At 40.2% G+C, this 254-nt stretch carries 1 protein-coding gene; it reads right to left on the reverse strand.

The features are described 5' to 3' along the window. Positions 1-254: ATP-binding protein (locus AAEY88_RS14630; RefSeq protein WP_350563553.1), on the reverse strand; the 254-nt coding region annotated here is incomplete at both ends.

Below are 254 nucleotides of genomic sequence, written 5' to 3' on the forward strand. Positions count from 1 at the left end.
GGGTACATGGATGCGAATAAGCTTTTTAGACATAATTTCGATAATTTGCACATCAGTCGGCGCTAAAATATTGTGACTGATTTTTTTCGGATTTTGTAGAATTGTCCAAATTTCACTGAGCATCGGCATCGGATTAACAATCCCTTCAATCGTAAAATCACCATGCAGTTCTTTTACGCCTAAAATAATTTCACCGCCTAAGGTATTGGCAAAAGCGCTGTAGCTTTCCCACATGCCTTCGGGCAAAGTACCCT

The sequence above is a fragment of the Psychrobacter sp. CAL346-MNA-CIBAN-0220 genome, assembly GCF_040309805.1.
Lineage (GTDB): Bacteria > Pseudomonadota > Gammaproteobacteria > Pseudomonadales > Moraxellaceae > Psychrobacter.